We start from the raw sequence: 390 nt of genomic DNA, 5'->3' as shown, positions 1-390 counted from the left end.
GCGCCACCGTCGCGTTGGTGGGCGGCACGGTGGAGAGCCACAGGAAACCGATCACCGCCGAGAACACGTACACCGACACCGGCGTGAGCGGCGCGAGCAGGAACACCGTGATCGCCACCGCGCGGGCGAAATAGATGAAGGCCAGGATGTGCCGGCGCGCCATGCGCTGGCCGAGCGTGCCGGCGATGTAGGTGCCGAAGACGTTGAAGAGGCCGATGAGCGCCAGCGCGTAGCTCGCCACCTGGGGCGAGAGGCCGTGGTCCTTGAGGTAGCTCGGCATGTGCACGCCGATGAACACCACCTGGAAACCGCAGACGAAGTAGCCGGCCGTGAGCAGCAGGAAGCTCGGGTAGCGCAGCGCTTCGGAGAGGGCCTCGCCCACGCTCTGGC

1 protein-coding gene is annotated in these 390 nt (G+C 67.9%); it reads right to left on the bottom strand.

Annotation, left to right across the window (positions count from 1 at the left end; all coding sequences use genetic code 11):
* A partial coding sequence (locus tag GVL52_RS32715) for an MFS transporter (protein ID WP_160012813.1) occupies positions 1–390 on the bottom strand: 390 nt, incomplete at both ends.

This window comes from Rhizobium sp. 18055, assembly GCF_902706285.1.
Taxonomy (GTDB): Bacteria; Pseudomonadota; Alphaproteobacteria; order Rhizobiales; family Rhizobiaceae; genus Rhizobium.
This window is presented reverse-complemented; position numbering and strand designations above follow the sequence as displayed.